Source organism: Ideonella sp. A 288, from assembly GCF_002198735.1.
In the GTDB taxonomy this organism is placed as follows: domain Bacteria; phylum Pseudomonadota; class Gammaproteobacteria; order Burkholderiales; family Burkholderiaceae_C; genus Pseudaquabacterium.
The window spans coordinates 41,146-65,339 of the sequence record NZ_MWLO01000150.1 but is presented as its reverse complement, the minus strand read 5'-3'; the positions used below and the strand labels follow the sequence as shown (position 1 = coordinate 65,339).

Below are 24,194 nucleotides of genomic sequence, written 5' to 3'. Positions count from 1 at the left end.
CGCACGCCCGCGGGCAGGCCCGCACCACCGCCATGACGACGACCGCTCCCTGGGACGAACCCATTGCCTTTGCCGAGGCGCATGAAGTGCCCTGGCCGCGTGACCCTGCGGCCGACCCGGCCCGTTGGGGCGTGCACCACGACGACCCGCCGCCCTTCAACCGCCTGCGCGGCCCGGTGCACCCGCGCGGCGGCGTGTCGGGCGTGGTGTGGCGCCATGGCCGCGAAGTGGTGGCCTGGGGCGATCCCGAGCGCGCCGACCTGACCTTCAGCGTGGCCAAGACCTACCTGGCGCTGCTGGCCGGCGTGGCCCATGGCCGCGGCCTGCTGCCCGACGTGGACGAACCGGTGGTGGCGCGCGTGCCCGGCATCGGCTTCGACAGCGCGCACAACCGCGCCGTCACCTGGCGCCACCTGCTCGAGCAGACCAGCGAATGGGAAGGCAGCTGCTTCGGCCTGCCCGACACCGTGGACCGCTGGCGCCAGGTGGCGCACGACCCGCGCCCGCCCGGCGGCCGCAAGGGCGATGCGCGGCCGCTGCAATCGCCTGGCAGCTACTGGGAATACAACGACGTGCGCATCAACCAGCTGGCACTGGCGCTGCTGCACCTGTTCGGCCAGCCGCTGCCCGAGGTGTTCGACCAGGCCGTGATGCGGCCGCTGGGCGCGTCGGCCGATTGGCGCTGGCGCGGCTACGACGACGCCTGGCTGGAATTGAACGGCCGCCGCGTGCAATCGGTGCCGGGGGGCACGCACTGGGGCGGCGGCGTGTCGATCGGCGCACGAGACCAGGCGCGCGTCGGGCAACTGCTGCTGGACGACGGCCTGCACGACGGCCACCAACTGGTGCCGGCCGACTGGGTGCGGCGAATGCGCGCGCCCAGCGCCTCCGCGCCGTTCTACGGCTGGCTGATGTGGCTGAACCCCGGCGGCACGGCCTTTCCCGGCGCGTCGCCGGAGGCCAGCTTCATGGTCGGCGCGGGCGGTCACCTCACCTGGGTCGAGCCGGCCTTCGACGCGGTGGTGGTGGTGCGCTGGCTCGACCCCGCGCACACCGCGGGCTTCGTGCGGCGGGTGGGCGCGGCGCTGGCCATGGCGTGAGACCGGACCCCTCGGCACAGGAGCCCCCATGAAGCTCGTCGGCATGCTCGATTCACCCTTCGTGCGGCGGGTGGCCATCTCGCTGCAACTGCTGGGCCTGCGCTTCGAGCACCAGTCGCTGTCGGTGTTCCGCACCTTCGACGAGTTCCGGCAGATCAACCCCGCCGTCAAGGCCCCCACGCTGGTGTGCGACGACGGCGAGCTGCTGATGGATTCGACGTTGATCCTCGACTACGCCGAGGCGCTGGCCCGACCGCGCACGCTGATGCCGTCGACCCTGCACGACCGGCAGCACGACCTGCGGCTGATCGGCCTGGCGCTGGCCGTCTGCGAGAAGAGCGGCCAGCTCATCTACGAGCGCGGGCTGCGGCCGCCCGAGAAGCAGCACGCGCCCTGGGTCGACCGCGTCACGGCGCAACTGCTGGGCGCCTGCGGGGCACTGGAGCAGGCCCTGGCGGCGCGGCCGATCGAGGTGTCGACGTCGGCGGCCTTGCGGCAGGCGGGCGTCAGCGTGGCCGTGGCCTGGCATTTCGCGCAGCGCACGCTGCCGCAGGTGGTGCCGGCGGCGGGCTTTCCGCATTTGGTGGCCTTGTCGGCGGCGGCGGAGGCCTTGCCGGAGTTCCGCGCCGCACCCTATGGCGAGGGCACCTGCCGGCCGGTGGAAGCCCCGCCCGCGCCGGCGATGGCCGATGGCCGCGACCTGCAGATCCGATCGCCCCTGTCGCCCGACGAGATCGAGGCGGCGCGCGTGCTGCTCGACGCCAACGGGTGGGGCCCGCGCGTGGCCGATCCCTCGGTGTTCGCCGAGCTGCTGCGCCGGTCGCCGATCTGCCTGGTGGCCGTGCGCGATGGCCAGGTGATCGGCTTCCTGCGGGCGCTGAGCGATGGCCTGTTCAACAGCTACATCTCGATGGTGGTGGTGGACGAAGCCCACCGTGGCCAGGGCGTCGGCAGCCGGCTCGTCCGCACCGCGATGGGCACCAACCCCGAGATGACCTGGGTGCTGCGCGCGGGCCGCGGTGGGGTCAGCGCGTTCTACAAGGCGCTGGGCTTCCAACGCTCCGAGGTGGCCATGGAGCGCCCGGGCCGGCGCCCGTGAGGCCGCGAGGGCCCGGGGCCGACCTGGTGGCCAGGTCTGACCGGCGCGTTCAGTGCGCGGGACGGACGATCGGGTGCGAGTACTCGCGCCCCACCAGCACCCGCGCGCCCAGGTAGGCGTTGCGCAGCCGCTCGGACAGGGTGTCGAGGTCGACGTGGCCCGCCTCGTCGCAGGGCACGGCGACGCCGCGGCCGGGGTTGAAGAGCGAGGCGAAGCGAAGCTCGTGGGAGGCGGCGGCAGGGTTGGCCGGCCTGGCACATGCGTGGGAGCCCATGATCGTGTCCTTTGCGTGGTCCGACGGTGAGCCGTCGGGCCACGCCCGGGTGCCGGGTGCGCCAACCGCTCTGGTCTTGCCCGGGCACGGACTGCGCCCGGTGTGTGATCGGATACTGCGCCGCCGTCGGACGGCCCGATCGGTCGAACATGGGCGCCGCGGCACGCCATATTGCGCCGGGTGCGAGCCGTCCGTGCATTGCTGCCGCAGGCGGGCCCGCGATGCCCCTGCGCCCGCACCGTGGGCTGCGCAGGCGCATGCGGCATCATGGCCGCCATGCCCACCTTCTTTGCCACCGCCCGTGAGTTCGGTGCCTGGCTGGCCGCGCATGGCGCCACCGAGCCGCAGCTGATCGTCGGCTTCCACAAGCGCGACAGCGGCCGCCCCAGCATGACCTGGCCCGAGTCGGTGGACGAGGCGCTGTGCGTCGGCTGGATCGACGGCGTGCGCGCCCGCATCGACGAGCACTCGTACAAGATCCGCTTCACGCCGCGCAAGCCCACCTCCACCTGGAGCGCTGTCAACATCGAGCGCGTGCGGGTGCTGCAGGCCGAGGGCCGCATGACGCCGGCGGGCCTGGCGGCGTTCGCGCAGCGGCGCGAGGCCAGGTCGAAGGTCTACGCCTACGAGCAGGCCGCGCAGGCGGTGCTGGACGCGGCCGACGAGGCGCGGTTCCGCGCGCACCGCCAGGCCTGGGCGTTCTTCGAGGCCCAGCCGCCCGGCTACCGCCACCTGGCGGTGTGGCGCATCGTCAGCGCCAAGCGGCCGGACACGCGCCAGGCCCGCCTCGACAAGCTCATCGAGGCGTCGGCGCAGGGCTTGCGCGTGTGAGCGGGCGAGAGGGCGCTCAGCTCAGCATGTTGGTGTCGCCGCACACCGACAGCGCCTGCCCCGAGATCGTGGCGGCGCGCGGGCTGGACAGGTACACCACGTAGTCGGCCAGCTGCTCCGGCGTCACGTACTGCTTGATCGAGGTGCCGGCAAAGGCGGCGCGCTCGACCTCCTCGAACGACACGCCGCGGGCCTGCGCCTTGGCGGTGAGCACGCGCTGCTGGCGCTCGCCGGACACCACGCCGGGCAGCAGCGCATTGACGCGGATCTGGTCGGGGCCCAGTTCGACGGCCAGCGAGCGCATCAGCCCGATCACGCCCCACTTGGCCGCGGCGTAGGGCGTGCGCAGCGCGAAGCCCAGGCGGCCGGCCAGCGACGAGACATTGACGATGCTGGCGTTGGCCGACGCGCGCAGCGCCGGCACGGCCAGGCGCACGCAGTTGAACTGGCCGGTGAGGTCGACCGCGATGCAGCGGTCCCAGTCTTCCGGGGCGATGGTGTCGACCGTGCCGGTGGGGCCGGCGATGCCGGCGTTGTTGACCAGGCAGTCGAGCCCGCCCAGGTGGGCCAGTGCCGCGTCGAACCACCGCCCCACCTGGTCGCGCTGCGACACGTCGCAGTTGCTGGCGTGCAGCGTGGGGTCGGTGCGCGCCAGCGCGGCCAGTGCGGCGGCATCCACGTCGCACACCGCCACCCGCGCGCCTTCGGCGACGAACGACCGTGCGATCGCCAGGCCGATGCCGTTGGCGCCGGCCGAGACCATCACCCGCAAACCCTTGATGCCCAGATCCATGGTGTTCTCTCTCAGTGTGGTGGCAGCACGCCGCGCGCTTCGATGAAGGCCGCGGTGCTGCCGATGTCCTCGAGCAGGGCCGCGCGCGCGGCGGCGGAGTCGCCGCGCTCGATGCCGTCCAGCATCGCTGCATGGCAACGCACCGCCACGCCGCTGGCCAGCCGGCCCGGGCCCGAGCGCAGGTCGAGGTTGAGCAGCGGCCCGATGCGCAGCCACAGCCCTTCGATGATGGCCGTGAGCGCGGGCATGCCGGCGGCGCGGTAGACCGCGAAGTGCAGCCGGGCGTTGGCGGCGATGGCCGCGTCGATGTCGGGGGTGCGGTGCTTGCTCTCGCGGCGGAAGGTGGCGTCGAGCCGGCGCAGTTCGGCCAGTTCGCTGCCGCCGCGGCGCAGCGCGGCCTGCTCGGCGGCGAAACCCTCGATGCCCTGCCGGATGGTGGTCAGCTCGCGAAACTGCGGCGCGGTCATCAGCGGCACCTGCACCGATCGCTTGGGCGTGACCTCGAGCGCGCGCTCGGCCACCAGGCGCGACACCGCGTCGCGCACCGGCTGCATCGACACGCCCAGCTGCTGGCCCAGGCCGCGCAGCGACAGCCGGTCGCCCGGCGCCAGCATACCGGTGATCAGCTGGGCCCGCAGGTGGGCCAGCACCTGGGCGCCCAGGGTGTCGTCGGGGGTCGGCATGCGGCGGGGCGGGAGTGGCGTTCGGCCGATCTTAGGGGAGGCCAGGGGGGCCGGCGTGGCCGGGTTTGTCGGTAGGCGGCCGCCCTGGACAAGCCGAGGGATTGCAGGCACGATAACTGTGATCACAGATGCTGGCAAGCCGGAATGTGCCCCACGGCACAGGCCGGCGCCACGGCCGGCGCACCGTGCGTACCCTGCGCCGCCGCAGCGGTGCACCCACCCTTCACATCGGGAGACAGGCATGAGCGATTCCATCGATACCCAACGCCGCAGCGTGCTGCTGGGCGCGTCGGTCGGCGCGGCCGTGCTGGGATTTCCGGCGCTGATCCGCGCGCAGTCCGACGTCATCCGCATCGGCCACCTCACGCCGCGCACCGGCTTCCTGGGGCCGCTGGGCGAGTTCGCGGTGCAGGCCGCCGACATGGCGGTGGCCGAGATCAACGCCGCCGGCGGCATCAATGGCCGCAAGGTCGAGCTGCTGAAGGAGGATTCGGTCAACCCGCAGACCGCGTCGACCAAGGCCGAGCGCATGATCGAGCGCGACAAGGTGGCCTGCATCATCGGCGAGATCTCGTCGGCCTCGGCGCTCACCATCAGCCAGGTGGCCGAGCGCACCAAGACGCTGTTCATCAACACCGGCGCCAATTCGGACGAGTTGCGCGGCAAGAACTGCAAGAAGTTCATGTTCCACATCGAGAGCCAGAACTCGATGTACGTCAAGACCTGCGGCCGTTCGCTGATGGCCCAGGGCCTGGTGAAGGGCAAGAAGTGGTTCTCGCTGACGGCCGACTACGCCTTCGGCCATGACCTGCTGCGCGTGTCCAAGCGCTTCATGTCGGCCAACGGCGGCGACTTCGCGGCCGACAAGCTGGTGCCCACCGACGCCACCGATTTCTCGCCGCTGCTGCTCGAGATCCGCAACGCCAAACCCGACCTGGTGATCTCCAACCTGGCGGGCAACCAGATCACCAGCTTCCTGAAGCAGTATTCCGAGTTTGGCCTCAACTTCCCGGTGGCCGGCTTCGGCTTCGACACCGCGCTGGCCTGGGCGGCGGGCAAGGGCAACTTCCTCGGCACCTGGCCGGTGGTGTGGCACCACCTGATCGACACGCCGGCCACCAAGAAGTTCGTCGCCGACTTCGTCAAGCGCTACAACCGGCCGCCCGAGAACCAGGCCTGGGGCGACTACAACGCCATCAAGCTCACGGCGCAGGCGATGGCCGAGACCAAGTCCACCGATTCCGTCAAGCTGGTGGAGCACTTCGAGAAGGGCGCCACGTTCGGGCTGATGAAGACGCGCGAAGGCTACTTCCGCAAGTCCGACCACCAGATGATGCACGAGATGTACACCGTGCAGGCCTTGCCGGCGGGCGAGATCAAGAACAACTTCGACATCTTCCGCTCGTCGGCGCCGGTGCCGGCCGCGGGCGAATCGCTCGAGGTCATCGCCACCACCGCCGAAGAGAACGAATGCAAGATGGGCTGAGCGCCCGCTTCCCTGCCCCGTGCTCTTCGTCCAACACCTGCTCAACGGCCTGCTGGCCGGGGCCTACTACCTGCTGATCGCGCTCGGGCTGTCGCTGATCTTCTCGCTGGGCGGCATCGTCAACCTGGCGCACGGCGCGTTCTACGCGATCGGCGCCTACCTGGCGGTGAGCATCGGGCAGTCGCTCGGCTTCACCGGCGCGGTGCTGCTGTCGCCGCTGATCGTCGGCGTGCTCGGCGTGGTGGTCGAGCGGGTGCTGTTCCGCCGCTTCTACAAGGCCGATCCGGCGCTGTCGCTGCTGCTCACCTTCGGCCTGGCCATGGTGGCCGAGCAGGCGCTGCGCATGGTGTACGGCGCGCCGCCGCTGTCGTGGTCGATACCGCAGGAACTGCGCGGCCAGGTCTTCGTCGGCGATTTTGTCTACCCGCGCTACCGGCTGTTGCTGCTGGCCGTGGCGGCCTCGTGCGTGGGCGGGCTGTGGTGGCTGCTGCAGCGCACGCCCTTCGGCCGCGTGGTGCGCGCCGGCGTGCAGAACCCCGACATGGTCGGAGCGCTGGGCATCTCGCTCGAGCCCTACATGGCGGCGATCGCCTTCCTGGGCATCGGCCTGGCCGGGCTGGCCGGCGTGATGCTGGCGCCCATCTTCACCATCCACCCGGCCATGGGCGCCGAGATCATCACCGCCGCCTTCGTGGTGGTGGTGATCGGCGGCCTGGGCTCGTTCTGGGGCGTGGTGCTGGCGGCGCTGGTGGTGGGCCTGACCAAGGGCGTGGTCACCGCCGCTGGCTATTCGCAGTATTCCGAGGCGGCCATCTACCTGCTGATGCTGGTGGTGCTGCTGGTGCGGCCCCGCGGGCTGTTCGGCGACCGCATCCAGCGGTTCGAATAGGGCCTGTTATCGCCATGGGAGGTCACGCGTGACTCAGCAAACGGACGCCAGCAAGGCGCGCGGCGCAGCCCAGGCTGGCCGCCTGGGCAAGCCGTGCAACGCCGCTGGCACCCGTTTGCTGAGATCACCCTGCGGGCCGCCACCTGGCAGGCCCCAGGGCGTCGTTGCGCCCTCGTTGCGTGCCAACGGCACGCGGCCTCGGCCGCGCCTAGCCCTGGGGCCTGCCAGGTGGCGGCGCGTGACCTCCCATGGCGTTAACAGGCCCTAGCCCATGCCCCAGACCCGCGATCTCCTCGTTGCCGCGCTGGCCCTGGTGCTGCTGCCCTTCGTGCTCACCTCGCTGGGCATGGGCATCACCTCGGCTACCGAGGTGGTGATCTTCGCGCTGGCCTGCATGGCGCTGAACATCCTGGTCGGCTACTCGGGCCTCACCTCCTTCGGCCACGGCGCCTGGTTCGGCCTGGCCGCCTATGCCGCGGCGATGGGGCAGCGCGACCTGTTCCCGGGCAGCTTCTTCGCGCCGCTGGCGCTGGGGCTGGGCGTGGTCATCGCCATCGCCTGGGGCTTCGGGTTCCTGATCCTGCGGCGCCGCGGCGTGTACTTTTCGCTGCTCACGCTGGCGCTGTCGGCGATGCTGTACTCGGTGGCCTTCCGCTGGACCGAGGTCACCGGCGGCGAGAACGGCCTGGGCGGCATCACCCGGCCGGTGCTGGCGGGCGTGTCGTTCGACAGCGCGGCCACCTACTACGCGCTGGTGGCCGGCGTCGCCTTCATGGCCGTGCTGGCGCTGTGGCGCTTCCACCGCTCGCCGCTGGGCACGGTGCTGGTGGCCATCCGCGAGAACGAACAGCGCGCGCGCTTCGTGGGTTATCCCACCAACCGCGTCAAGCTCACCGCCTTCGTCGTGTCGGCCGCGCTCACCGGGCTGGCCGGCATGCTGCTGGCCTTCAACAACCGCATGACCTCGGCCGAGCCCATCTCGGTGGCCTTCTCGGGCGAACTGCTGGCGATGGTGATCATCGGCGGCATGCGCTCGTTCCTGGGGCCGGCACTGGGGGCGCTGTTCTTCGTGATCTTCCGCGACTCGCTGTCGCGCGTCACCGAGAACTGGCTGCTGTTCTTCGGCATCCTGTTCGTGGCCTTCATCGTGTTCTCGCCCACCGGCCTGGTGGGCCTGTACGAGCGCGCCACGGCGCGCTGGCGCAAGACGGTGGTCGACGACGCCGCGATGGCGCAGCGCCTGGCCGGCACGGTGACGCTGCCCGAGTTCCTGCGCCCGCCGCGCGGCGGCGACGAGGCCATCCTGGTGGCCGAGGGCCTGGGCAAGAGCTTCGGTGGCATCCGCGCCCTCAAAGATGTGTCGCTGCGGCTGCGCGACCGCACGCTGCACGCGCTGATCGGCCCCAACGGCGCCGGCAAGACGACCGCCTTCAACCTGATCTCGGGCCTGTTCGCGCCCGACCGCGGCACGGTGACGCTGGCCGGCCGCCCGATCGCGGGGCTGTCGCCCGAGGCCATCACCGAGGCCGGCATCGGCCGCTCGTTCCAGATCACCAACCTGTTCGCCACGCTGTCGGTGGCCGAGAACATCCGCCTGGCGGTGCAGGCGCGGCACCCCTTGCGCTTCGCGGTGTGGACCGACGCCGCCGCCATGGCCGACGTCAACCGCGACGCCGCCGAGGTGCTGCGCACGATGGGCCTGGGCGGTGTCGAAGGGGCGCAGGCCGGGTCGCTGTCCTACGGCGGCCAGCGACTGCTCGACATGGCGCTGGCGCTGGCCACCCGGCCGCGCGTGCTGCTGCTCGACGAGCCGCTGGCCGGCCTGGCCGCGGCCGAGCGCGAGCGCGTGGGCCTGCTGATCAAGGGCATCTCGACGGAGTTGCCGGTGCTGCTGGTCGAGCACGACATCGACCGCGTGTTCGCGCTGGCCGATGCGGTGACGGTGATGAACGACGGCGAGGTGCTGGTCGACGGCACCGTGGACGACGCGCGCGATTCGCCGCAGGTGCAGGCGGTGTACATCGGGGCCGGCTCGCACGCGCTGGCGGCCATCGAACGCGCCAGCGCGGCGCAGCCCAGCGTGCTGTTGAAGCTCGACGGGGTGAACACCTTCTACGGCAAGAGCCACATCCTGCACGACGTGGGCTTCGAGGTGCACGACCGCGAGATCGTCGCGCTGCTGGGCCGCAACGGCGCGGGCAAGTCGACGCTGCTGAAGACCATCATCGGCGTCAGCCCGCCGGCGTCGGGCCAGATCCTGCTGGGCAGCGAGGCCCTGGCGCGCCGGCCCTCGTCCGAGATCGCTCGCCGCGGCGTGGCCTACGTGCCGCAGGGCCGCGGCCTGTTCGCCGGCATGTCGGTGGCCGAGAACATGGAACTCGGCCGGCTCAAGCGCCGCAACCAGGCCGGCACCTACTGGGACGAGGACAAGATCTTCAGCTTCTTCCCGCGCATCAAGGAGCGTTGGCGCTCGCCCGCCGACTACCTGTCGGGCGGCGAGCAGCAGATGGTGGCGGTGGCGCGCGCGCTGTCGGGCGACACCCGCGTGCTGCTGCTCGACGAGCCCTTCGAGGGGCTGGCACCGGCGATCGTTGAGGAACTGTTCGAGGCCTTCGACAAGCTTCGCCACGAGGTGGCGATCCTGATCGTCGACCACCACCTCGACCTGGCGCTGGCGCTGTCCGACCGCACCGTGGCGCTGGAGCGTGGCACCGTCACCCACATCGGCGACTCGGGGGCGCTGTCGCGCGACCTCGAACTGCGGCGCAAGGTGTTGTGGCTGTAGCCACATGGCATACAAAGGCATCGGCATGGATCAGCAAGCAGACATCGTCGGCATCGTCGGGGCCGGCCTCATCGGCCGCTCGTGGGCCAACGTCTTCGCCCGCGCCGGCTGGCGCGTGCAGGTGTGGGACCCGAGCGAGCCGCAGCGGGCGGCAGCGCACGCGCAGATCGCTCAGTCGCTGCACGACCTGCAGGCGCACGGCCTGGTCGACGACTCCGCCGCGGCGGCGCAGCGGGTGCAGGTGGTGGCCACGCTGGCCGACGCGGTGCGCGGCGCCCGCTACGTGCAGGAAAGCGGCCCCGAGACACTGGAGGTCAAGCTCGCCACCTTCGCGGCGCTGGACGCTGCGGCGCCGGCCGGCTGCGTGCTGGCGTCATCCACGTCGGCCATCGTGGCCTCGCAGTTCACGGCCGACCTGGCGGGCCGAGACCGCTGCATCGTCGCCCACCCGGTGAACCCGCCGCACCTGGTGCCGGTGGTCGAACTGTGCGGCGCGCCCTGGACCAGCGCCGACACCAAGGCCCGCGCCGATGCGGTGATGCGCGCGGTGGGACAGGTGCCCATCGACGTGAAGCGAGAGATCGACGGCTTCGTGCTCAACCGCCTGCAGGTGGCGTTGCTCACCGAAGCCTTCCGCCTGGTTCAGGAGGGCGTGGTCAGCCCGAAGGACCTGGACCACACCATCGCCGACGGCCTGGGCCTGCGCTGGGCCTTCATGGGCCCGTTCGAGACCATCGAGCTCAATGCGCCCGGCGGCATCGCCGACTACTGCCAGCGCTACACGCCCTGGTTCCGGCGCTACATGGCCGACCTGCCCACGGCCCGGGTGTGGGACGACGACCAGTGGCAGAAGGCCGCCGACGCCTGGGGCCCGGCGCCCGAGCCGGCCGACGTGGCCCGCAAGAGCCTGTGGCGCAACGACCGATTGGCGGCGCTGGCCGCTCACAAGCGAGGGCGCAAGCCCTGGCAGGATTCCTGACCGAAGGAGAGCACCGCATGTCCACCCCGTCCAAACCCAAGCGCCGCAAGGTGATGATCACCTGCGCGGTCACCGGCGCCATCCACACGCCGAGCATGTCGCCGCACCTGCCGATCACGGCCGACGAGATCGCCGAGGCCGCGCTCGGCGCGCACGCCGCCGGCGCCGCGCTGGTGCACCTGCACGCACGAGACCCGGTCAATGGCAAGCCCGACCAGCGGCCCGAGGCCTTCGCGCCCTTCCTGACGCGCATCCGCCAAGCCTGCGACGCGGTGATCAACATCACCACCGGCGGCGCGCCGACCATGGGCGTGGAAGAGCGGCTGCAGCCCTGTGCGCACTTCAAGCCCGAGGTGGCCTCGCTGAACATGGGCTCGATGAACTTCGGCCTGTACCCGATGCTGGGGCGCTTCGACGATTTCAAGTTCGACTGGGAGCGGCCCTACCTCGAAGGCTCGCACGACCGCATCTTCAAGAACACCTTCGCCGACATCGCCAACATCCTGACCACCTGCGCGGCCAACCACACCCGCTTCGAGATCGAGTGTTACGACATCGGCCACCTCTACACGCTGCGGCACTTCGCCGACCGCGGGCTGGTCAAGGCACCGTTCTTCATCCAGTCGGTGTTCGGCATCCTGGGCGGCATCGGCCCGCACCCCGAAGACGTGGCGCACATGAAGCGCACGGCCGACCGCCTGTTCGGCGACGACTACTTCTGGAGCGTGCTCGGCGCCGGCCGCAACCAGCTGCCCATCGCCACGCAGTCGCTGGCGCTGGGTGGCAACGTGCGCGTGGGCCTGGAAGATTCGCTGTGGATCGGCCCCGGCCAGCTGGCCGAGAGCAACGCGCAACAGGTGCGTGCCATCCGTCAGGTCATCGAGGGCCTGGGCCTGGAGGTGGCCAGCTCCGACGAAGCGCGCGAGATGCTGCAGCTCAAGGGCGGCGACAAGGTCAACTTCTAGAGCCCCAAGGACGCTCTCTCTTGGCGTCCGACCCGCTGCGGGAAGCAGGGACGCTGGCGACACCCCATCGACCTGGGAGCACCCCGAGGTCGGCCGCAGCGGACCGACCGCCTGGCGGGACAGGCGAGTGGCACCGCAGGGTCGGCACACGGGTGTGCGCCGTCCGGGATCAGGCGTGGGCGGGCAGCCTGAAGCGCGCCACTTCGGTGGCCAGGCCGATCGCCTGATCCTTCAGTGCGGAGGCCGCCGCCGCGGTCTGTTCCACCAGCGCAGCGTTCTGCTGCGTCATCCGGTCCAGTTCGCTGACCGATGCGCCCACCTGCGCCACGCCCTTGCTCTGTTCCGCGGACGCGGTCGAGATCTCGGACAGCAGATCGTGCATTCGGTTCGCGTTGCCGACCAGTTCCTGCATGGCATCACCGGCCCCGAGCACCACCTGGCTGGCAGACTCTGCCTGGGCCACGCTGCCGGTGATCAGCACCCGGATCTCGCGTGCGGCCTGCGCGCTGCGCTGGGCCAGGATTCGCACCTCGCTGGCGACCACGGCAAAGCCGCGTCCCTGCTCACCGGCGCGCGCCGCTTCGACGGCGGCATTCAGCGCCAGGATGTTGGTCTGGAACGCGATGCCGTCGATCGTGCCGATGATGTCGCCGATCTGCTTCGACGAGGCATTGATGCCTTGCATGGTGCTCACCACCTCGCCCACCGCTGTGCCGCCGCGCGCCGCCGACCGGGAGTTGGTCGTGGCCACTGCGGCCGCCTGGCCCACGCTGTCCGCGGTGTGCTTGACGGTCGAGGCAATCTCCTCCATCGACGCCGAGGTCTCCTGCAGGTTGGCCGCCGTCTGCTCCGTGCGCGAGGACAGGTCCATCGACGCGCTGGCGATTTCCGTGCTCGCGTGGACGATCGATTCCGACGAACCGCGCACCCGCGCGACGATGGTTCGCAGCGAGGCCTGCATGTCGCGCAGCGACAGCATCAGGCTCGCGGCCTCGTCCTTGCCCCAGGGGTTGGGGCTGGTGGTCAGGTCGCCGCTGGTCATTGCTTCGAGGTGGCGCCTGACCTCTCCGAGCCCACCCTGGGTGACCAGGAAGAAGGCATAGAAGAGGTAGCTGGCCAGCAGGATGCTGGAGGCCACCAGCACAATCGCGACCAATCCTGCCCGCCTGACCCTGCCGGCGCGAGCCGTCAGCAAGTCGTCGAGTGCGGTCAGCCCCTTGGCATACACCTTGAAGAGGCCCGTCGTGGCCGCCTTGCCGTCCGCGTAGAGCTTGCCCACCTCGCCCTTTCCGGACTCTGCCGAGGCGGTGGCAGCCTTCTGGAAGGCGATTGCTGCCTCGAGCGGCGCGAGGTCCAGGTGACGTGCCAACCCGGGATTGGCCTTGGCGGCGCGATTGAAGTGGGATCGTGCTTCGATCAATCGCGCCTCGGCGTTCGAGCTCCAGGCCGCCAGTCGCTTGGCCTGTTTGTCGTCCAGCCCCCCCTTGGCCAGCGCATAGGTGCCCCATCCCCAGACCTGCCCGAGGTCCTCGGCGGCCGCCGGCATGGCCAGCACCATGGCATTGACCATGTAGAAGCTGTCGAGGTCCGGGTCGAGGACGAGGTTCGAGTCGTCGCCGACCTTGGTCAGCAAGGCCACCAGCGAGGTGGTGACCGGGCCGAAGACCGTGCGGCCCTTGTCGTCTGCACCGTTCCTGGCGCTCGCCGTGGCCTGCCAGGCCGACTGCAGCGCCGTGACCAGGGGCAGCAGGGCCAGCGGATCGCCTGCGCCGCGGACGCTCGACGTCAACTCGGAGATCGCCCGGTCGGTCTTCTCGCGGGCGCTGCGGTAGTCGTCGGTGGCATCGAAACCGCCCAGGCCGGACCGCGTGGCATTGCGGACCTCGAGCACGCTTTCGAAGACCGGCATCAGCGCACGCAATGTGGCGACGCCGGTGCGTTCCTTCTCGGCGAAGTCGATCACCTCGCGAGAGTTCATGAACAGCGCCGCCGAGAGCGCCAGGATGGGCACCAGGAACACGGCCGAGACGATGGCGGCCTTGGTCTTGAATTGCAGTGCCCGGAACAGGCGCACGCCAGGAGCCCAGGGGCCGTGGTGGCTGAAGAATCCGTTGTCGGTGGGGTGACGGCCGTGCTGCGGTCGGGTGTCCGGCGGCATGGCCGGCGTGCTGACGGTGTTCATCATCTGATCATCTTCTTCAGTGTCCGGGGACCATGCGGCACGAACCCCTGCCGGAGATAGCCGCTCAAAGGGTTGTCGGCCATGGAGCGCCCGACATGAGTGCGTTGCGCACCAATATTGCGTCGTCCTTCGCACTTGCTCCGGTCTGCGGGGCCGCACGGGGTCCGTACCGCGCCGGGCGCGCGGCCTGGGCCAACGGGCCCCAGCGCATCGCCTACTCAGCCCCGGCCGGCGCCAGGTTGAAGACCGCCACCGCCTGCACCAGTCGCTCGGCCTGCAATCGCAGGCTTTCGGCGGCGGCGGCGCTTTCTTCCACCAGCGCGGCGTTCTGCTGCGTGGCGGTGTCCATCTGCGAGACGTTCTGGCCGACCTGGGTGACGCCCTGGCTCTGTTCGGCACTGGCCGAACTGATCTCCTGCATCAGGTCGGTGACGCGGCGGATGGATTGCACCACCGCCGCCATGGTGTCGCGGGCCTGGTCCACCTGCGCACTGCCGTGGTCGGCCTGCGCCACGCTTTCGCCGATCAATTGCTTGATCTCGCGCGCGGCCGTGGCCGAGCGGCCGGCCAGGCTGCGCACCTCGGAGGCCACCACCGCGAACCCTCGGCCTTGCTCGCCGGCGCGGGCGGCCTCGACCGCGGCGTTGAGTGCCAGGATGTTGGTTTGGAAGGCGATGGCGTCGACCACGCCGGTGATGTCGGCGATCTTCTTCGCGCTGTCGTGGATGCCCTTCATGGTCTGCACCACCTGGGCCACCTCTTCGCCGCCTCTCGAGGCCACTGAGGAGGCCCCCTGCGCCAGTTGGTTGGCCTGGCGGGCGTTGTCGGCGCTGTGGCAAACGGTGTGGCCCAGGCGCACCATCGAGGCCGAGGTTTCCTGCAAGGCCGTGGCCTGGCGTTCGGTGCGCTGGCTCAGGTCGAGGTTGCCCTGGGCGATCTCGCCGCTGGCGGTGGCCACCGATTCGGCGCCGTGTCGCACGCCCTTCACCAGGCCCGACAGGCCGTCGCGCATCGAGCGCAGCGCGAACATCAGGCTGCTCGTGTCGTGGGCGGCGATGCGGATGTCGACGCCCAGGTCGCCCGCGGCGATGCGGCTGGCGGCGGATGCGGCATCGGCCGGCTCGCCGCCCAGTTGGGTGATCAGGCTGTGCGACACCGCCCAGCCGAGCAGGCCCAGCAGACCGGCCAGCACCATTGCGGCCACCGCGAACAGCATCAGCCGTTCGGCAATGGCGGCGTCGATGGTGTCGATGTAGACGCCCGAGCCGATGACCCAGCCCCAGGGCGCGAAGCCCTTCACGTAGGTCAGCTTGTCCACAGGCTCGCTGTGGCCCGGCTTGGGCCACTTGTAAGACACGAAGCCGGCGCCGTGGGCCTTGACCGTTTCGACGAACTCGACGAACAGGCGCTTGCCGGCGGGGTCCTGGTGTTGTGACAGGTCCTTGCCGTCGAGTTCGGGCTTGATCGGGTGCATCACCATGCGCACCTGCATGTCGTTGACGAAGAAGTACTCGTCGCCACCGTAGCGCAGGCTGGCGAGCGCGGCCCTGGCGCGTTTCTGCGCCTCGGCGTCGTCGACGGCGCCGGTCTTGGCCAGCGCGTGCTGGTGCGCCACCAGGGCATGGGCCGTCTCGACCGTGTGGCGCACCGCGCGGCGGCGCTCTTCCAGCAGCAGACCGCGCTCGGTGACCAGGGCCGTGGCAGCCATCAGCAGGATGCCCACCAGCGCGCTGGCGACGATGAGGACCAGGCGGCGGGCCATGCCCATCCGTTGCAGTGCGAGCATCATGTTGTGAGGGCTGGTGTGCGGTCGGGTGGGGCAGTGTCGGGATGCGCCGAAGCGGCGTCCGTTCGACCGGGTATCGACCGAACGGGCCCGGGCTTGAAGCCGCTGATCCCTGGCGATGCCTCGAATTGACTTGGCGCAAGGCCGGCGGCGGACAGGCCACCGGCCGGTGCCGTCCCGCTTCGTGCACCCGGCAGCGGGCACCTGGCGTCCCTGCGGCCGCCGCTACTTCCCCACGTTGGCCAGGTAATGCGCCAGGCGCTCGAGGTCGGTGTCGTTCAGGCCGTGGAGCACGGCCGACATGGCGGTGTCGCGCCCGGGGTCGGGCTTGTCGCGGTACATGCGCATCGTGGCCGCCAGGTAGGCCTCGTGCTGGCCGGCCAGGCGTGGCACCTGGCTTTGGCCCACGTAGCCCGGCAGGTGGCAGGTGCCGCACAGCCCGCGGGCGGCCACGTCGGCACCGGCCTTGAACTTCTCGGCCTGCACCGCGCCCGGGCCGGGCAGGGCGGCCTGGGCCGAGAAGTGCGCGGCGAGTGCGACGATCTCGCGGTCGTTCAGGCCGCCCATCACCGCCTTCATCGACGGCACGTCGCGCAGGCCTTCGCGGATCAGCACCAACTGGTTCTCGAGAAAGACCTTGGGCTGGCCGGCGATCGACGGCACGGCCGGCGTGGGTGAATTGCCCGTCGGGCCGTGGCAGGCGATGCAGGCCTCGATGCCCGCCGGCTGCGGCTGGGCCCGAGCGGCGGTTCCGACCAGTGCCAAAGCCAGCGCGAAGGCCAGCCCGGCCAGCGCCGCCGGCCGCCTACTTCGCATAGGTGATGCGGTAGATCGCGCCCAGCTGCTCGTCGCTGATCAGCAGCGAGCCGTCGGGCAACTGCAGCAGGTAGGTCGGGCGTCCGCTGAAGCTGTCGTTGCTGGGGTCGAGGAAGCCGGTCATGAAGGGCTGGATGCGCGGGTTGGCGCCTGTGGCGTCGGTGCGCACCGTGACCACGTCGTAGCCGAACTTCTGCGTGCGGTTCCACGAGCCCTTGCGCGCCACGAACAGCGTGTTGCGGTACTCGGCCGGGAACATGCTGCCGGTGTAGAAGTGCACGCCCATGGCCGCCGCATGCGGGCCCATGGTCTGCACCGGCAGGGTCACGTCGGCGCAGGCCCCGGCCTTCGGGAAGTCGCGGTCGGGGATGCCATTGGCGTGGCAGTACGGGAAGCCGAAGTTCAGGCCCGTCTTGACCATGCGGTTCAGCTCGTCGGGCGGGCCGTCGTCGCCCATCCAGTCGCGGCCGTGGTCGGTGAACCACAGGTCCCGGCTCTCGGGGTGCCAGGCAAAGCCCTGCGTGTTGCGCACGCCGCGGGCGATGACCTCCATGCCCGAGCCGTCGGCGTTGTAACGTCTGATCTGCGCGTACTCTTCACCCGGCTCGCAGATGTTGCACGGCGCACCGAAGGGCACGTACAGCTTGCCGTCCGGCCCGAAGGCGATGTACTTCCAGTTGTGGTGCTGTTCCTTCGGCAGCTTGAATGCGGCCGTCATGTCCACCGGCGCCACGCCCGGGTTGGTGGCGATGCCGTCGAAGCGCAGCACCTTGTCGATGGCCATCACCACCAGCGACCCGTTGGCATAGGCCACGCCCGCGGGCTGCACCAGCTTGTCCACCACCACGCGGCTGGTGCGCGCGGCGCCGTTGTCGGTGACCTCGTAGACGCGCCCGATGCCGCGCGTGCCGATGTAGACCTTGCCGTTCTCGGCGCGGGCCATGGCGCGCGCACCGGGCATGCCGGCGGCCCACACCTCGGCCTTGAAGCCGGGCGGCAGCTTGAAGTTCTGCAGCGGGATGTCGCTGGCCGGCGTGGCGGTGAGCTTGCCGGCCACGGGCGCCAGCGTCGAGCCGGCCTGGTCGGGCAGCCGGCCCTGCTGCCAGGCCGGGGCCGCGGGCGCGGGCGCGGCCGCGGCGGCCGTGGGTGGGGAGCTTTGGCAGGCGGCCAGCAGCGACAGCGTGGCCAGGGCCAGCAGGGTGCGGTGGAACATGGGCTTGTCTCCTCTGTGGGGTCGCGTGGCATCGAGGCCACACGAATCGATGATAGGGGTCGGACGTCGATCGATCACCCCGGGGCCGACCCTGCCCCTGCTGGCAGCCCCAATTTGGGCGCTCGGGTCGGCGCCGGCTGATACGCTCGTCGCAAAGCCGTGCGTCCGCTGGCGCATGGATGGCACCGACAACTGCACCGCGCTCACGCTCAAGGACCCCACCATGACCGACGACACCCCCCGAAGCGGCCTGCAACTGCGCACCCTGATCACGCCCGACGGCGTGCTCGAACTCTCGCTGGCCCGCGTCGCGGCGCCGGTCCCGGCGGCCGACGAGGTGGTGCTGCGGGTCGAGGCCGCGCCGATCAACCCGTCCGACATCGGCCTGCTGTTCGGCGCCGCCGACCTGGCCACACTGGCGGTGACAGGCAGCGGCGCAGCTACCGTGGCCCGGGCCCGCGTGCCCGCCGGCGCGATGAAGGCCATGGCCGGCCGGCTGGGGCAGTCGCTGCCGGCTGGCAACGAGGGCGCCGGCGTGGTCGTCGAGGCGGGCAGTTCGCCGGCCGCGCAGGCGCTGCTGGGCCGCACCGTGGCGGCGCTGGGCGGCGGCATGTACGCGCAGTTCCGCACGCTGAAGGCCGAGCAGTGCCTGCTGCTGCCCGAGGGCACCGCGGCCGCCGACGGCGCCTCGTGCTTCGTCAACCCGCTCACCGCGCTGGGCATGGTCGAGACCATGCGGCGCGAAGGCCACCGCGCGCTGGTGCACACCGCGGCGGCGTCCAACCTGGGCCAGATGCTCAACCGCATCTGCCTGGAAGACGGCATCGGCCTGGTCAACATCGTGCGCAAACCCGAGCAGGCCGACCTGCTGCGCGCGGCCGGCGCGCGGCACGTGTGCGTCTCCAGCGCCCCCAGCTTCACGGAGGACCTGACGCAGGCGCTGGTCGACACCGGCGCCACCATCGGCTTCGATGCCACCGGCGGCGGCACGCTGGCCGGCCAGATCCTGGGCGGCATGGAGGCGGCGCTCAACCGCACGGCCACCGAGTACAGCCGTTATGGATCGACGACGCACAAGCAGGTGTATGTGTATGGCGGGCTCGACACCGGGCCGACCACGTTCCACCGCAACTTCGGCATGTCCTGGGGCATGGGCGGCTGGCTGCTGTTCCCGTTCCTGCAGCGCGTGGGCCCAGACGTGGCGCAGGCGCTGAAGCAGCGCGTGGCCGCGGGCCTGAAGACGACCTTCGCCAGCGGTTACGCGCGTCAGGTGTCGCTGGTCGAGGCGCTGCAGGCCGAGGTGATCGCGGCCTATGGCCAGCGGGCCACCGGGTCGAAGGTGCTGATCAACCCCGGCGCCGGGCTGTAGGTCATCCCGATGCCAGGGCCGGGCCACGCGCGGCCCAAGCCCGAGGCGGCCGCAACAGCGCGGCTGCCGGCGGGCCGGCAGGGCGTGGGCGCCGATCGGGCGACGCGCTCGCGTGGAATGGGGGCCAATCGCGCCGGTTCTCGCCGCATCGGCGCCGGGGCGCGCTTCCAGAATCGGCCGACGGGGGTGCCGCCCCTGCTGGAGGAATGCCGTGCCCCGCCCGACGAACCCGACCCGCCCGTGGCTGGAGCGCGCCCGGACCCACCCGCGCGAGGCCATCGCCCTGGCGGTGGCGGCCCTGCTGCTGCTGGGCCTGGCGGTGCTGTATGCCGTGGCCGGCCGCGAGGCCGATGCCCGCAAGAGCCTGGAGGCGCGGCAGTTCGAGTCGGCCACCCAGGACTGGCTGGCCCACGAGAAGAACATCTCCGAGTTCCGCACGGCGCTGCAGGCCGGCCAGGTGGCGGCCGTCGGCCTGCCGAAGGCCCAGCCCGGCCTGCTGCTGTACACCCTGAAGGACGGCCAGCGCGCCAGCGCGACGATGCCCGGCTGCAGCGCCACAGGCTGCGCCGGCAGCGCCATGGACAAGCTGCTCGACGACAGCGCCCGGGCGGGGTTTGCGCTGGTCAGTGTCGACATCGACCCGCGCAGCGGCCGCCGCCGCCTGCTCGACCTGGTCGACGGCCTGGTGCCGCCGGTGCTGCTGCTGGGGGCCGTGGTGGTGGCGCTGCTGATGGCCCAGCGACTGCAGTCGGGCATGGGCGGCGCCGCATCGAAGCTGGCGGTGCGCCCCGACACGCATTTCGGCGACGTCATCGGCAGCGACGAGGCCAAGGCCGCGCTGAACCGCGTCAAGGCCTTCCTGCACGACCCCACGCAGTACGCCCGGCTGGGCGCCACCGCGCCGCGCGGCGTGCTGCTGGTGGGCCCGCCCGGCACCGGCAAGACCCTGCTGGCCCGGGCCCTGGCGGGCGAGAGCCAGGCCAACTTCATCGCGGTGGACGGCTCGTACTTCACCGCCATGTTCTACGGCGCCGGCGTGGCCAAGGTGAAGGAGCTGTTCAAGCTCGCCCGCGCCAGCGCGCCCTGCGTGCTGTTCATCGACGAGGTCGACGGCATCGGCCGGCGCAGCCACGGCGGGCAGGGCGGCGCACCCGAGTCGGAGCTGAACCGCATCATCAACCGCGTGCTCGTCGAGATGGACGGCTTCGAGGCCATGGACAACGTGGTGGTGGTCGGCGCCACCAACCACGAGGACAACGTCGACGAGGCCATGCGCCGCCCCGGCCGCTTCGACATGCTGGTGCGCCTGACGCCGCCGACGCTGCCCGAGCGGCAGCGCCTGTTCGAGCGCTGCATCGGCAAGCTGGCCCACGACGGCAGCGCCGACACCGCCGCGCTGGCGCGCCTGAGCGCCGGCATGACGCCGGCCGAGATCGCCAACACGGTGAACAAGGCGGCGTCCAGCGCCGCCGAGGCCGGCGCGCTGAACGTGTCGGCCGAGCATTTCCAGCGCGCCCTCGAGACGCACCAGCTGGGCGGCGAGGTCTCGGCCATCAAGGCGCTGTTCACCGACGACACCCGCGAGCGCCTGGCCTTCCACGAGGCCGGCCACGCGCTGGTCGGCCACTGGCTGAAGCTCGGCGCGGTGGAGCGGGTGACGATCGAGCCGCGCGGCCGGGCCCTGGGCGTCACCTACATCACGCGCGACACCGAAGACCCGCTGTTCCAGCAGGCCGAGCTGACCAGCCGGCTGGCGATGATGCTGGGTGGCCGCGAGGCCGAACTGCTGGTGCTGGGCAGCGTGTCCAGCGGCGCCTCGGACGACCTGAAGCGGGCGTCGCAGCTGGCCATCGACATGGTCGGCACGCTGGGCTTTTCGCGCAGCTTCGGCCTGCTCAGCGTGGCCGGCGTGCCGAAGGAACTGCTGGGCCCGGACATCCAGGCCGCCGTGCTGCAGGAGGCCCGCGCGCTGCTCGAGCAGGCGCAGGCGCGCTGCCAGGCGCTGCTGCTGTCGCGGCGCGCCCAGCTCGACGCGCTGGCGCAGGCGCTGCTGCAGCGCGAGGTGCTGGCCGGGGCCGAGCTGAAGGCGCTGCTCGACGGGGCCGACCCCGGCGCCCAGGCGCCGTGCCGCGTGGCCGTCGAGGCTCGGGCCGAAGCCGACGCCGTCGCCTGATCGCGCCGGCCACGCGCCGGTGGTTCAGAGCGCGTTGGCGGCCTTGCCGGCGGCCAGCAGCACAGGGTCCCACACCGGCGAGAACGGCGGCGCGTAGGCCAGGTCCATCGCGGCCACCTCGGCCACGGTCATGCGGTTCCACAGCGCGGTGGCCAGCACGTCGATGCGCTTGCCGGCGCCCTCGCCGCCGACGATCTGCGCGCCGAGCAGCCGTCCGCTGCCGCGCTCGACCACCAACTTGACGGTCATCGGCTGCGCACCCGGGAAGTATTGCGCCCGGGTCGAGGCCTCTGTGCTCACGCCGATGGCGTCCAGCCCGGCGGCGGCGGCCTCGCGCTCGGTGAGGCCAGTGCGGGCGATCTCCACGCCCTGGAAGCGGGTGATCGCGGTGCCGAGCACGCCACCGAACGTGGCGGCGCCACCGGTGATGTTGGTGCCGGCCACGCGGCCCTGCTTGTTGGCGTGCGTGCCCAGGGCGATGACCACCGGCTGTCCGGTGAGCCGGTGCTGCGACTCGACGCAATCGCCGGCGGCCCAGACGTGCGGCGTGTCGGTCTGCATGCGATCGTTCACGGCGATGCCGCCGGACGGGCCGATGCCGATGGCCGCGGCACGCGCCAGATCGGTGTTGGGGCGCACCCCCAGGCCGATCACGACCAGGTCCGCCGGCACGGCGCCGGCGGCGGTGTCCACCGAGTTGACGCGCCGGTCCGTCGTGCCGAAGCCGGTGACGGCGGTGCCCAGCCGCAGGTCGATGCCCGCGGCGCGCATCGCGTCGGCGATGCCGCCGGCCATGTCGGCGTCCAGCACGGCGCCCATCGGCGCATCGGCCCGCTCGATCACCGTCACGGCCAGGCCGCGCGCGAGCAGGCCTTCGGCCACCTCGAGCCCGATGTAGCCGGCACCCACCACCACCGCCCGGCGCGCGCCGGCCGCCAGCAGTTGCTCCACCTGCACCGCGTCGTCGATGGTGCGCAGCTGCAGCACGCCCTCGGCGTCGATGCCCGGCCAGGGCGGCGTGAGGCCCGAGGCGCCAGTGCCGATCAGCAGTTCGTCGTAGGGCAGCGTGAACACATGGCCGGAGTCGAGCCTGCGCCCGGTCACGGTGCAGGCCTCGACGTCGATGAAGGTGGCCTCGTGGCGCAGGCGCACGTCGAGGCCATTGGCGCGGTGCTGGTCCGGGGTGCGGGCGATCAGGCTGTCCGGGTTCGTCACCAGGCCGCCGACCAGATAGGGCAGGCCGCAGGCGGCCCACGAGGTGCGCGACGTGCGCTCGAGCACCACGATCTCCAGCTCATCGGGCGAACTCGTCCGCCGCGCCTGCGCCGCCGCGGACATGCCGGCGGCGTCGCCACCAATCACCACCAGTCGCCGTGCCATCGCAGACCTCCTGTTGCGCCGCGGGCCTGCGGCTAGCCCAGCCGAAGGTTGTTGCCGAACAGGCCGATCAGCCCGATCACGATCAGGTAGATGGCCACGATGTAGTTCAGCAGCCGCGGCAGCGCGAGGATCAGGATGCCGGCGATCAGGGACACCAGCGGACCGATGCTCAGGTTCAGGTTCATGGGGCTTCGATCGTCGAGAGAATGGGGCGGCGCCGTGGCCTTCAGGCGAACAGCGGCAAGGCCCCGAGCATCCGCAGGGGCGCGGCCGGGGTCTGTGCGGCGGCGCACCGAACCGCGGGTGCCGCGGGGCCGGTCGGTGTGCGCGATCCGCCATGCATAACGGTAAATAGACGCAGCCTCTGAAGCAGCCGATGAACGCCGCCTGTCTGTGCGCTGGCTCGCATTGGGCAGGTTCGCACGCCTGGGCAGGGGGGGTGGGGTGGCCTGCCGCGCCACTGGCACGCACACTGCCGAGCGGCCGCATCAGCGAGAGGTACCGCGCTGGTGTGTGGCCTCGTCGACAGGGAGCGAACCATGAACGTGCGGTATCGGATTCGGGCAGTGGCCATGGCGGTGATCTCGGGGGTCTGCGCCGCCTCGTCGGTTTGCGCGGCGCCCATCCTGGGCACGGCGCAGGCCTTTTCGGCGCTGGGGGCCTCCACGGTCACCAACACCGGCTCGACCACGCTGTGGGGTGACCTGGGGCTGTCCCCCGGCCCGTCGATCACCGGGCTGGGCAGCATCTCGATCACCGGTGCCGTGCACCAGACGGACGCCGTCGCGGCACAGGCCCAGATCGATGCGCTCACCGCCTACAACATCCTCGCCGGCCAGTCGGTGACCACCGACCTGACAGGGGTGGACCTGGGCGGCCTCACCCTGACGCCCGGTGTCTACTTCTTCTCGTCGTCGGCGCAGTTGACGGGCACGCTCACGCTCGACACGCTGAACAACCCGAACGCGATCTTCGTCTTCCAGATCGGCACCACCCTCACCACGGCCAGCGACGCGGTGGTCGAGGTGATCGATCCACTGTCCGACACCGGCATCTTCTGGCAGGTGGGCAGTTCGGCGACGCTGGGCACGAGCACGGTGTTTGCCGGCAACATCCTGGCCGATCAGAGCATCACGATGAACACCTCGGCCAAGATCCTGTGCGGCCGTGCCATCGCGTTGAACGCCGCGGTGACCTTCGACACCAACACCATCTCCAGCGACTGCCTGGGCGGATCGGACGTGAGCGGCGGGCGCGTCGACGGCGGCAGCGGCGGCTTCGCTGGCGGCCCGGCCGGCCTGGGGGGCGGCACGGTGCCCGAACCCGGCTCGCTGGCGCTGGTGGGCCTGGGCATCCTGGGGCTGAGGCTGGCCCGGCGGAGTTAGCCCCAG

20 protein-coding genes are annotated in these 24,194 nt (G+C 71.3%); 11 read left to right on the top strand and 9 right to left on the bottom strand.

The features are described from left to right. Positions 1 to 32 precede the first annotated feature (32 nt). Both EOINJALH_RS26190 and EOINJALH_RS33395 read left to right on the top strand, forming a co-directional pair. Entirely contained in the window at positions 33 to 1,100 is a 1,068-nt protein-coding gene (locus EOINJALH_RS26190; protein ID WP_088285737.1) for a serine hydrolase, read from the top strand. Between the two features lie 28 nt (positions 1,101 to 1,128). After that, complete coding sequence (locus EOINJALH_RS33395) at positions 1,129 to 2,199, top strand: GNAT family N-acetyltransferase (RefSeq protein WP_088285735.1); 1,071 nt, start codon at positions 1,129 to 1,131, stop codon at positions 2,197 to 2,199. Between the two features lie 49 nt (positions 2,200 to 2,248). On the opposite strand, the gene EOINJALH_RS26180 is transcribed toward EOINJALH_RS33395, so the two are convergent. Next, positions 2,249 to 2,473, bottom strand: a complete 225-nt coding sequence (locus tag EOINJALH_RS26180) for a hypothetical protein (protein WP_088285733.1) — start codon at positions 2,471 to 2,473, stop codon at positions 2,249 to 2,251. Positions 2,474 to 2,740: 267 nt separating this feature from the next. Here EOINJALH_RS26180 and EOINJALH_RS26175 point away from each other — a divergent pair, with 267 nt between their 5' ends. Next, entirely contained in the window at positions 2,741 to 3,304 is a 564-nt protein-coding gene (locus tag EOINJALH_RS26175; RefSeq protein WP_088285777.1) for a YdeI family protein, read from the top strand. 16 nt (positions 3,305 to 3,320) lie between these two features. On the opposite strand, the gene EOINJALH_RS26170 is transcribed toward EOINJALH_RS26175, so the two are convergent. Together EOINJALH_RS26170 and EOINJALH_RS26165 are read right to left on the bottom strand one after the other, a co-directional pair. Beyond that, positions 3,321 to 4,097 carry an SDR family oxidoreductase gene (locus EOINJALH_RS26170; protein WP_088285731.1) on the bottom strand — a complete coding sequence of 259 codons (777 nt, stop codon included), beginning with the start codon at positions 4,095 to 4,097 and terminating at the stop codon, positions 3,321 to 3,323. A gap of 11 nt (positions 4,098 to 4,108) precedes the next feature. Then, complete coding sequence (locus EOINJALH_RS26165; RefSeq protein ID WP_088285729.1) at positions 4,109 to 4,780, bottom strand: GntR family transcriptional regulator; 672 nt, start codon at positions 4,778 to 4,780, stop codon at positions 4,109 to 4,111. A gap of 241 nt (positions 4,781 to 5,021) precedes the next feature. Here EOINJALH_RS26165 and EOINJALH_RS26160 point away from each other — a divergent pair, with 241 nt between their 5' ends. The 5 genes from EOINJALH_RS26160 to EOINJALH_RS26140 all read left to right on the top strand — a co-directional run bounded on the left by EOINJALH_RS26160 (position 5,022) and on the right by EOINJALH_RS26140 (position 11,884). After that, positions 5,022 to 6,266, top strand: coding sequence for an ABC transporter substrate-binding protein (locus tag EOINJALH_RS26160; RefSeq protein WP_088285727.1), 1,245 nt, complete (start codon positions 5,022 to 5,024; stop codon positions 6,264 to 6,266). 19 nt (positions 6,267 to 6,285) lie between these two features. Then, on the top strand, positions 6,286 to 7,155 hold the full coding sequence (locus EOINJALH_RS26155) for a branched-chain amino acid ABC transporter permease (RefSeq protein ID WP_088285725.1): 870 nt from the start codon (positions 6,286 to 6,288) through the stop codon (positions 7,153 to 7,155). Between the two features lie 271 nt (positions 7,156 to 7,426). Beyond that, positions 7,427 to 9,940 carry a branched-chain amino acid ABC transporter ATP-binding protein/permease gene (locus EOINJALH_RS26150; protein WP_088285723.1) on the top strand — a complete coding sequence of 838 codons (2,514 nt, stop codon included), beginning with the start codon at positions 7,427 to 7,429 and terminating at the stop codon, positions 9,938 to 9,940. Positions 9,941 to 9,965: 25 nt separating this feature from the next. Next, positions 9,966 to 10,919, top strand: a complete 954-nt coding sequence (locus EOINJALH_RS26145; protein ID WP_088285721.1) for a 3-hydroxyacyl-CoA dehydrogenase — start codon at positions 9,966 to 9,968, stop codon at positions 10,917 to 10,919. Between the two features lie 17 nt (positions 10,920 to 10,936). Further along, the gene (locus tag EOINJALH_RS26140) at positions 10,937 to 11,884 is read left to right on the top strand and encodes a 3-keto-5-aminohexanoate cleavage protein (protein ID WP_088285719.1); all 948 of its coding nucleotides are present in this window, start codon (positions 10,937 to 10,939) and stop codon (positions 11,882 to 11,884) included. A gap of 169 nt (positions 11,885 to 12,053) precedes the next feature. Here EOINJALH_RS26140 and EOINJALH_RS26135 read toward each other — a convergent pair whose 3' ends face one another. The 4 genes from EOINJALH_RS26135 to EOINJALH_RS26120 all read right to left on the bottom strand — a co-directional run bounded on the left by EOINJALH_RS26135 (position 12,054) and on the right by EOINJALH_RS26120 (position 17,881). Continuing rightward, positions 12,054 to 14,201, bottom strand: coding sequence for a methyl-accepting chemotaxis protein (locus EOINJALH_RS26135; RefSeq protein WP_234414055.1), 2,148 nt, complete (start codon positions 14,199 to 14,201; stop codon positions 12,054 to 12,056). A gap of 79 nt (positions 14,202 to 14,280) precedes the next feature. Continuing rightward, positions 14,281 to 15,855, bottom strand: coding sequence for a methyl-accepting chemotaxis protein (locus EOINJALH_RS33390; RefSeq protein WP_310732343.1), 1,575 nt, complete (start codon positions 15,853 to 15,855; stop codon positions 14,281 to 14,283). A 222-nt stretch (positions 15,856 to 16,077) separates the two neighbouring features. Then, a complete protein-coding gene (locus EOINJALH_RS26125) occupies positions 16,078 to 16,668 on the bottom strand; it encodes a c-type cytochrome (RefSeq protein ID WP_234414054.1) in 591 nt (196 codons plus the stop codon). After that, positions 16,658 to 17,881, bottom strand: coding sequence for a sorbosone dehydrogenase family protein (locus EOINJALH_RS26120; RefSeq protein WP_088285717.1), 1,224 nt, complete (start codon positions 17,879 to 17,881; stop codon positions 16,658 to 16,660). Before EOINJALH_RS26120 ends, EOINJALH_RS26125 begins: the two co-directional genes overlap by 11 nt. A 223-nt stretch (positions 17,882 to 18,104) precedes the next feature. Between EOINJALH_RS26120 and EOINJALH_RS26115 the strand changes: the two genes are divergently transcribed. Then, positions 18,105 to 19,250 carry a zinc-binding dehydrogenase gene (locus EOINJALH_RS26115; protein WP_088285769.1) on the top strand — a complete coding sequence of 382 codons (1,146 nt, stop codon included), beginning with the start codon at positions 18,105 to 18,107 and terminating at the stop codon, positions 19,248 to 19,250. Between the two features lie 211 nt (positions 19,251 to 19,461). After that, positions 19,462 to 21,423 (top strand): AAA family ATPase, encoded by a 1,962-nt coding sequence (locus EOINJALH_RS26110; RefSeq protein WP_234414053.1) that lies wholly within the window; start codon positions 19,462 to 19,464, stop codon positions 21,421 to 21,423. Positions 21,424 to 21,447: 24 nt separating this feature from the next. Here EOINJALH_RS26110 and EOINJALH_RS26105 read toward each other — a convergent pair whose 3' ends face one another. Both EOINJALH_RS26105 and EOINJALH_RS26100 read right to left on the bottom strand, forming a co-directional pair. Beyond that, entirely contained in the window at positions 21,448 to 22,803 is a 1,356-nt protein-coding gene (locus EOINJALH_RS26105) for an FAD-dependent oxidoreductase (protein WP_088285715.1), read from the bottom strand. 32 nt (positions 22,804 to 22,835) lie between these two features. Beyond that, positions 22,836 to 22,988 carry a DUF3096 domain-containing protein gene (locus EOINJALH_RS26100; RefSeq protein ID WP_088285713.1) on the bottom strand — a complete coding sequence of 51 codons (153 nt, stop codon included), beginning with the start codon at positions 22,986 to 22,988 and terminating at the stop codon, positions 22,836 to 22,838. Between the two features lie 354 nt (positions 22,989 to 23,342). Here EOINJALH_RS26100 and EOINJALH_RS33040 point away from each other — a divergent pair, with 354 nt between their 5' ends. Further along, positions 23,343 to 24,188: a PEP-CTERM sorting domain-containing protein gene (locus EOINJALH_RS33040; RefSeq protein ID WP_088285765.1), complete on the top strand. Its 846-nt coding sequence runs from the start codon at positions 23,343 to 23,345 to the stop codon at positions 24,186 to 24,188. Positions 24,189 to 24,194 lie beyond the last annotated feature (6 nt).

Bases quoted from the DNA above. Each gene is read 5' to 3' on its own strand.
- EOINJALH_RS26190 (WP_088285737.1), top strand. From the start codon at position 33: ATGACGACGACCGCTCCCTGGGACGAACCCATTGCCTTTGCCGAGGCG.
- EOINJALH_RS33395 (WP_088285735.1), top strand. From the start codon at position 1,129: ATGAAGCTCGTCGGCATGCTCGATTCACCCTTCGTGCGGCGGGTGGCC.
- EOINJALH_RS26180 (WP_088285733.1), bottom strand. From the start codon at position 2,473: ATGGGCTCCCACGCATGTGCCAGGCCGGCCAACCCTGCCGCCGCCTCC.
- EOINJALH_RS26175 (WP_088285777.1), top strand. From the start codon at position 2,741: ATGGCCGCCATGCCCACCTTCTTTGCCACCGCCCGTGAGTTCGGTGCC.
- EOINJALH_RS26170 (WP_088285731.1), bottom strand. From the start codon at position 4,097: ATGGATCTGGGCATCAAGGGTTTGCGGGTGATGGTCTCGGCCGGCGCC.
- EOINJALH_RS26165 (WP_088285729.1), bottom strand. From the start codon at position 4,780: ATGCCGACCCCCGACGACACCCTGGGCGCCCAGGTGCTGGCCCACCTG.
- EOINJALH_RS26160 (WP_088285727.1), top strand. From the start codon at position 5,022: ATGAGCGATTCCATCGATACCCAACGCCGCAGCGTGCTGCTGGGCGCG.
- EOINJALH_RS26150 (WP_088285723.1), top strand. From the start codon at position 7,427: ATGCCCCAGACCCGCGATCTCCTCGTTGCCGCGCTGGCCCTGGTGCTG.
- EOINJALH_RS26145 (WP_088285721.1), top strand. From the start codon at position 9,966: ATGGATCAGCAAGCAGACATCGTCGGCATCGTCGGGGCCGGCCTCATC.
- EOINJALH_RS26140 (WP_088285719.1), top strand. From the start codon at position 10,937: ATGTCCACCCCGTCCAAACCCAAGCGCCGCAAGGTGATGATCACCTGC.
- EOINJALH_RS33390 (WP_310732343.1), bottom strand. From the start codon at position 15,855: ATGATGCTCGCACTGCAACGGATGGGCATGGCCCGCCGCCTGGTCCTC.
- EOINJALH_RS26125 (WP_234414054.1), bottom strand. From the start codon at position 16,668: ATGCGAAGTAGGCGGCCGGCGGCGCTGGCCGGGCTGGCCTTCGCGCTG.
- EOINJALH_RS26120 (WP_088285717.1), bottom strand. From the start codon at position 17,881: ATGTTCCACCGCACCCTGCTGGCCCTGGCCACGCTGTCGCTGCTGGCC.
- EOINJALH_RS26115 (WP_088285769.1), top strand. From the start codon at position 18,105: ATGACCGACGACACCCCCCGAAGCGGCCTGCAACTGCGCACCCTGATC.
- EOINJALH_RS26105 (WP_088285715.1), bottom strand. From the start codon at position 22,803: ATGGCACGGCGACTGGTGGTGATTGGTGGCGACGCCGCCGGCATGTCC.
- EOINJALH_RS26100 (WP_088285713.1), bottom strand. From the start codon at position 22,988: ATGAACCTGAACCTGAGCATCGGTCCGCTGGTGTCCCTGATCGCCGGC.
- EOINJALH_RS33040 (WP_088285765.1), top strand. From the start codon at position 23,343: ATGAACGTGCGGTATCGGATTCGGGCAGTGGCCATGGCGGTGATCTCG.